Here is a 6,602-nt window from a genome sequence, read left to right as displayed (position 1 = left end):
CCAATGGAACTTAAATAAGATGACTCCTGTTCAATACAGAAATCATCTTATCATATAGTCTTTTTTAAAACGTCCTTGACAAAGGGTACATTTTATAGATAAGGGGTTTTAATATTACTTTTTTATTTTTAAGGTAATACTTATAACAATTTAAATATAAACCTATTTTTATTCCTTTACTTTATTTACTATATGAATTTTTTTTGTTGTTTTAACTAAATTCGTAAGATTTAATTTCAAGTATTCTTTACTATAATGTTCCCATAAAGTCTTGCTAAAAATATAGCTCAAAACCGATACCACTAAAAATCCAACAACATATGTAATTAAACCTAATTTATAAGTAAATTCTGTATGTTCTGCTTTATATATAACCATTCCCAAGATATATATTAATGAATATATAAACTCATTTCTAAGAATATGTTTTTTTACAATAAAATTTTTTTTACCTTTATTCCTTAAAGTCGACCACCAATATATAAAAACTTCTGGTTCTTTATTTAACATACACACACTTCCTTCAGCAAGAAATTAATATAAGCTTCAAATTTTTATCTAATTTTATTATTCCCTATGAAGAACTAAAAAATTCATATATATCTAAAATAAATAGTACTTTCCATAAGTCTTTTATAATTTTGATCATTATACATTAAACTTTTTCTATTTATAAAAATTAATGTTAGAGCCTCCCATAAGAATACCCATCCCCCTATATTTAGACATTCCACTATGGTATTGAATAATACGGTGGATTTTATAATAGTTCCTAAAAACATCTGTATAAGTAAAATAAAAAAAGATGATAAACAATATATTACAACTCGTTTATATGTATCCTTCACTTCTTTTACGTGTTCATTAAATAAAAAATAATAATATGTTTTTATACCTACTTTAATATTGTCTTCATATTTTTTGTCCTTATTCTCTTTAAACATATAAAAACATATATCTATTCCATACTTATTTGAAATATCTTGTACAGAATTCTCTAGAAAATACATAAGTTTAGGATTCATATCTCTTTTCTGATAAGAACAATAATCTAAATCATTAAATGCATCTATATATTTATCTAGTGCTACTTCTATAATGTAATTTCCAGTAATAATATTTTTATTATATATCTTACCTATATTATCTATACTTTTTATCATAAAACAAAATCCCTTTCTAAATATAATATAAATATTAATATTATATTTAAAAAAGAGATACTTTAAAACCAAAATAAGTTATTTTTTACATATACAACATATACCATCGAATAATTTTATCACCATATATTATAGTAAAAAAAGATGCTAAAGATAAAAATGGAACAAAAGGTATCATTGTTTTTTTATATTTTTCATTAATTAATAATAATATACTTCCTATTACTGACCCTATAGTGAATGCTATAACTATCATAAGCAGTGTTTTTCTTATTCCTAAATATAATCCACATAAAGCACATGCTTCTGCATCTCCCCATCCCATTCCTATACCATTAGTAATTAGTATTATAAAACTAAGAAATGAACCACCTAAAATAGCACCATATATATAACTCCAAAACTCATTACCATAATAATAATTAGCTATAAGAAATATAGTTCCACATATAATACCAACTATTATAGTATTGCTATATACATCTGTAGTATCATAGTCTATAACTCCTATAACAATTAAAAACATAGATAACATACAAAATCTTAAAGTATCAATTGTAAACTTATATTTTAACGAAATATATGTAAAAAAAACTCCCGTAAATAATTCTATAAAAAAATATCTTAGAGGAATCTTTCTTCCACAATATCTACATTTATCTTTTAAAAATATTAAACTTATTATTGGAATTAAATCATAATATTTAATTTTGTTGTTACACATTGGACAATGAGATGCACCTAAAAGAATTGATTCTTTTCTAGGTATTCTATAAATACATACATTTAAAAAACTCCCTATACAAGCCCCTAATAAAAACATAAAAACTATATATATGTTTTGTAAATGCATATATAACTCTCCTTTTATGATTTTTTAACTTTCTTTAGATTTTACATTATCCTTTTTAATTTGAACTTCTCCTACCTTATTTACTGTAGCAGTATAATTATATCTTTTATATGTAAACAGTTCATTATCTAAATTGGTAATATCTAATTTTCCCTTTGTACTCTTTAAAAGTTTTTGTAAATCATTTATTTGAGATGAATTAAGATCTGATTGTGACGAATTGGTATTATTTTTGTTATTTGTGTATATACCATTTTTAGGGTATTTCCCATTTTCTGAATAATATGCTTCACAAACTGTATATATATTTTTTGCATCTGCTTTAACAGCCTTTTCCCTAGCATTATCCGTAAAACCTGAGAATCTTGGTATTAAAATAGCCACCAATATACCAAGGATTCCTAACACTACTAAAAGTTCTATTAACGTAAAACCTTTTTTAGTATTTTTATTGAAATTTTTCTTCAACTTTACACTTAATGAGGATGTTGTTTTAACATATCCTCATTAAAATTCACCTACTTTCATATATTTTTTTATTTAAACCTTAAGAAATTAAGGTTTTAAACAACTTCTTATCTTGTGCTAATTCAGAGGCTTCTTCATAATTAATAATATTATTTTTTAGAAGTAAACTTAAGTGATAATCAAAACTTTGCATACCTAAATTAGAACTGGATTGAATAATACTATTTATTTGAAAAATTTTTCCTTCTCTAATTAGATTACTAATAGCTGAATTAACAATCATAATTTCACAAACTGGTACCAGTCCATTCTTATCTTTTGTTAAAATTAGTTCTTGAGATACTATGGCCTTTAAAACTGTGGACAGTTGATTCCTTATTTGTAATTGGTTATTTTCTGGAAAAACATCAAGTATTCTATCAATGGTTTTTGCTGCTCCTAAAGTATGTACAGTTGAAAAAACTAAATGTCCTGTTTCTGCTGCAGTTAGTACAGTACTTATGGTTTCTCTATCTCTCATTTCACCTACTAAAATAACATCTGGATCTTCTCTTAAAACAGCTTTCATAGCTTCTTTAAAGGATTTTGTATCTTTCCCTACTTCTCTTTGATTTATTTTACATAATTTATGTTCATGAACATATTCTATAGGATCTTCTATAGTTATAATGTGTTTTCTTTTGTTTTTATTTATTAAATCTATTAGACTTGCTAAAGTAGTAGATTTACCACTACCCGTTGCCCCTGTTATTAAAACTAATCCTTTATTAAATTTATAAAATTCTTTAACATTCCTTGGTATATTAAGTGATTCAAATTTAGGTATATCCTCGGAAATAATTCTTATAGAAATGGATAGCTTTCCTTGTTGCTTAAAAACATTTGCTCTAAAACGTCCATAAGATTTTTTCGTAAAAGCAAAATCTACATGACCTATTAAATTTAACTTCTCTTTCTCTTGATTAGTAAGTAACTCATTAGCTAAAACTTCACAATTTTCTTCACTTAACTTAGGATAATTCTCAATATCATATAATTCCTTATTTATCCTTATCACTGGTGCAGAATTTACTATTAAATGTATATCTGTAGCTCCCTTTTCTTTAGCAATACATATTATTTGATCTAAATTTAAACTATTATTCATATTAAACAAGCCACCTTTTACTTTAGCTTATTATAATTTACTATCTCCACTATATCTTCTGTATTAATATTCTCTTTATCTTCTATAATTGAATTTTCTAAAGCATCTTTAACTATTTTTTCAATTAAAACACCATTTAATCCCTCTGTAATTTTAGAAATATAATTTATATCTATATTATTTATATCTTTAAACCTCTTTTTTAAATGTATATTTAAAATTTCAGTTCTTTCCTTTTCATTCAATGGTTCTAAAATAAAAATATCATCCACTAACTTTTTAAGTATAAAATCTTTGAACTGATTTTCTTTATTTTCTGAAGTAATCATTGTAAATACAAAAATCTGTTTTTCTTTTATAATTTCCAATAAATACTTTATAAAATATTTATCATCAAGTTCTATTTCATTTATCCATAAAACACATGGTGAAAATCTCTCTAAATAGCTAATAATCTTGTCTATTCTATAGACTACCCCACCTTTATTAAATCTCATTTGTTTTAATTTCATGTTATCTAACTTTAAAAGTGGAATATTAAATAATTTAGAAGTAGCCTTAACAAATGAAGATTTACCACTTCCAGCATCTCCTACAATACAAACACCTTTTGGTATATCTATGTTTATTTCAGTAGGCTTTTTAGTGCAAATTTCATCATATATTATAGATTTATTTTTTATCCATATCTTTAATCTATGTAATCCCCCAATTTCATCAAAACTAACCTTATCATTTATTAAAGTGAATATATTAGATTTTTCAGTTATATTTATTTTTTCACTTAAAATTAAATCCTTTACTTTGTAACTTAATTCTCCATAAGTTACATAAGCAAGTGATAATACATTCTCTATTTCATATTCTGTAAATCCCTTTAGCAAAACACATAATTCTTCTATAAAATGATTATCAACAAATTCAATATTATATTCTAATATAAAGTTATTAATAACCTCCTGAATTTCATATATATTCATAGATCTAAACTTAACAGTTGTTATATATTCCTTAATTTCTTCTGGAAATTCACTTATAACTCCTGATAAAAAAATTTTAAAATCTATACCTTTTAAAACTAATTTTACAAGGTTTTCTAGTTTTAATATGATATTATGATTACTAAAATACTGTTTTATGTCTTTTATAACAAGAACCTTTCCATTTAAAATGGATGGATTTAATTTATTAAAATAATCTAAAATAACCTCTAAATCCTTAATATCTTCTTTTATACAAGCTTTCTTTTTAAAATCCATTAATCCATTAGAACTATTGTATTCATAGACTTCATATTCCTTACATACTTTATTTAATATCCTATCTATCCTTATATCTTCATAGGTATCTAAATGTATTACAGGATATTGTGCATCTATATATAAACTTATTTTCTTTATAATCTCTTTATCTAACATGGATTATCAAACCTTTCTGTAAAAAAGTTAATACATTTTCATCTTGTATTTCTTACTCTTCTAATTAAATGTCTTTTATATAAATTTAATATGTTTTTTATCTTGCAATACCTTTAAATAATAATTCTTTAATAGTTCTAAACTTTTTGAATCCTTTACAATTTCTTTCATTATTTGGAATTGATAATCATTTTTTAAAAATTCATCTTTGGTTTTATATATTATTTTTTTATTATCTTCCTTATATCCTACTGCTATTTCTTTTTCTGTTTTTAAGTCTTCATATTTACAAGATTCTTTTATATTTTCTGTGCTTAAATTTAGGTCTTTTAATTCTATTTTTTTTATTGGCGAAAATAATTTTTCTTCTACTTTAACTTTATCTAATAAGATATTTTCTAGAGAACGGACTAAATATTTATCTACTTCTTCTTTTAAATTTTGCACTTTATCATAGTATTCCAAATAATTATTTTGTTTTAACCATCTCTGTAATTGACCATTTTTATAATACTCTAATATTTTATCCATATCTAAATTACATTTAAGTTCTTCTAAATGCTTTACTTTTTTATCGTTCTTGAGAATTAATGCAAATTTTAAATTTCGCCTCATTTATAAACTATCCTTTCTCCTAATAATATTATATTTTTTTACATTATTTCATTTATCTTGTATATCTTAATTTGTACCCATTTTATATTTTTTTAAACATTCTTTTAATATTTCATCCTAATATGTAAGGAATTGTATTTATACATATTTTATTATACCATATTTTGAATTTTCAAAACAAATAATAAATAATTTTAAAATAAAACTTCATAAAATATAAAAGCTTTAAGGAAAAACTCCTTAAAGCTTTATTTTATATATTTATTCCAGTTAGTGTAAATTTTAAATAAATTTACAACATCTTGCTCATTATATAAAAGAATATTTTGCAACTTTGCTATTGGCATATTATGAATATAATCTTCATCCTTCGTAATCTTATTAATAGTTTTAGCAAGATTCATTCCACTAATTACTTCTCCTTCTCTCTCTATACCAAAAAGTTTCTCTAAATTTTTAAGCCCTATGCTTTCCTTTTTAACCTTTTCATAGCATTTTTGAAGATCTATTTCATTAAAATATGTTTTTACCTTCATTGGAATTTTTCTTTGTTCAAAGAGATAATCTATAACTGTGTAATCATTATTCCCTGAAAATGTGACCATATTAGTTTTCTTTAAATCCATCTTACAATATTTTAAATATTTGTAGGCTTTATATAAAATTTTATCTTCATCTTTTTTACTCTCTATCATAAACTGAGTAAAAATCAAAGAATCTTGTTCTTCATCATAAAAACATACACCAAAAACTCCTATACATTTTGGTTTTTTATAAACATAATGTTCTAAATCTAAAAACACACTATTTTTATAGGCATCCCACTGATTCTCTATCTTTAAAACATTGTTTTTTTCTATTTCACCTACTTTTATAGTTTTGTTTATAATTATCATCTTACCACTCTTTCCTAAATCTATTCCTTATTAAGTATACTA

8 protein-coding genes are annotated in these 6,602 nt (G+C 23.2%); all 8 read right to left on the bottom strand.

The window, feature by feature from the left end; genetic code table 11:
* Positions 1 to 168: 168 nt before the first annotated feature.
* Entirely contained in the window at positions 169 to 510 is a 342-nt protein-coding gene (locus QOZ93_RS05690) for a hypothetical protein (protein WP_111941510.1), read from the bottom strand.
* Between the two features lie 83 nt (positions 511 to 593).
* Complete coding sequence (locus tag QOZ93_RS05685) at positions 594 to 1,163, bottom strand: hypothetical protein (RefSeq protein ID WP_111941508.1); 570 nt, start codon at positions 1,161 to 1,163, stop codon at positions 594 to 596.
* Positions 1,164 to 1,248: 85 nt separating this feature from the next.
* A complete protein-coding gene (locus QOZ93_RS05680; protein WP_307355463.1) occupies positions 1,249 to 2,016 on the bottom strand; it encodes a prepilin peptidase in 768 nt (255 codons plus the stop codon).
* Between the two features lie 24 nt (positions 2,017 to 2,040).
* The gene (locus tag QOZ93_RS05675; protein WP_111941504.1) at positions 2,041 to 2,484 is read right to left on the bottom strand and encodes a type II secretion system protein; all 444 of its coding nucleotides are present in this window, start codon (positions 2,482 to 2,484) and stop codon (positions 2,041 to 2,043) included.
* 79 nt (positions 2,485 to 2,563) lie between these two features.
* Positions 2,564 to 3,631, bottom strand: a complete 1,068-nt coding sequence (locus QOZ93_RS05670) for a type IV pilus twitching motility protein PilT (protein WP_307355462.1) — start codon at positions 3,629 to 3,631, stop codon at positions 2,564 to 2,566.
* Between the two features lie 17 nt (positions 3,632 to 3,648).
* Positions 3,649 to 5,049, bottom strand: a complete 1,401-nt coding sequence (locus tag QOZ93_RS05665; protein ID WP_307355461.1) for an AAA family ATPase — start codon at positions 5,047 to 5,049, stop codon at positions 3,649 to 3,651.
* Positions 5,050 to 5,124: 75 nt separating this feature from the next.
* Complete coding sequence (locus QOZ93_RS05660) at positions 5,125 to 5,664, bottom strand: hypothetical protein (protein WP_307355460.1); 540 nt, start codon at positions 5,662 to 5,664, stop codon at positions 5,125 to 5,127.
* A gap of 248 nt (positions 5,665 to 5,912) precedes the next feature.
* Positions 5,913 to 6,560, bottom strand: coding sequence for a ribonuclease H-like domain-containing protein (locus QOZ93_RS05655; protein WP_307355459.1), 648 nt, complete (start codon positions 6,558 to 6,560; stop codon positions 5,913 to 5,915).
* Positions 6,561 to 6,602 lie beyond the last annotated feature (42 nt).

Origin of the sequence: Hathewaya limosa (assembly GCF_030815255.1) — a bacterium.
GTDB classification, from domain to species: Bacteria; Bacillota; Clostridia; order Clostridiales; family Clostridiaceae; genus Hathewaya; species Hathewaya limosa.
The sequence above is the reverse complement of the archived record's forward strand: the minus strand, read 5'-3'. Positions and strand labels throughout refer to the sequence as shown.

Excerpts from the sequence above, each read along its gene's own strand:
- QOZ93_RS05690 (WP_111941510.1), bottom strand. The coding sequence starts at position 510 with ATGTTAAATAAAGAACCAGAAGTTTTTATATATTGGTGGTCGACTTTA.
- QOZ93_RS05685 (WP_111941508.1), bottom strand. The coding sequence starts at position 1,163 with ATGATAAAAAGTATAGATAATATAGGTAAGATATATAATAAAAATATT.
- QOZ93_RS05680 (WP_307355463.1), bottom strand. The coding sequence starts at position 2,016 with ATGCATTTACAAAACATATATATAGTTTTTATGTTTTTATTAGGGGCT.
- QOZ93_RS05670 (WP_307355462.1), bottom strand. The coding sequence starts at position 3,631 with ATGAATAATAGTTTAAATTTAGATCAAATAATATGTATTGCTAAAGAA.
- QOZ93_RS05665 (WP_307355461.1), bottom strand. The coding sequence starts at position 5,049 with ATGTTAGATAAAGAGATTATAAAGAAAATAAGTTTATATATAGATGCA.
- QOZ93_RS05660 (WP_307355460.1), bottom strand. The coding sequence starts at position 5,664 with ATGAGGCGAAATTTAAAATTTGCATTAATTCTCAAGAACGATAAAAAA.
- QOZ93_RS05655 (WP_307355459.1), bottom strand. The coding sequence starts at position 6,560 with ATGATAATTATAAACAAAACTATAAAAGTAGGTGAAATAGAAAAAAAC.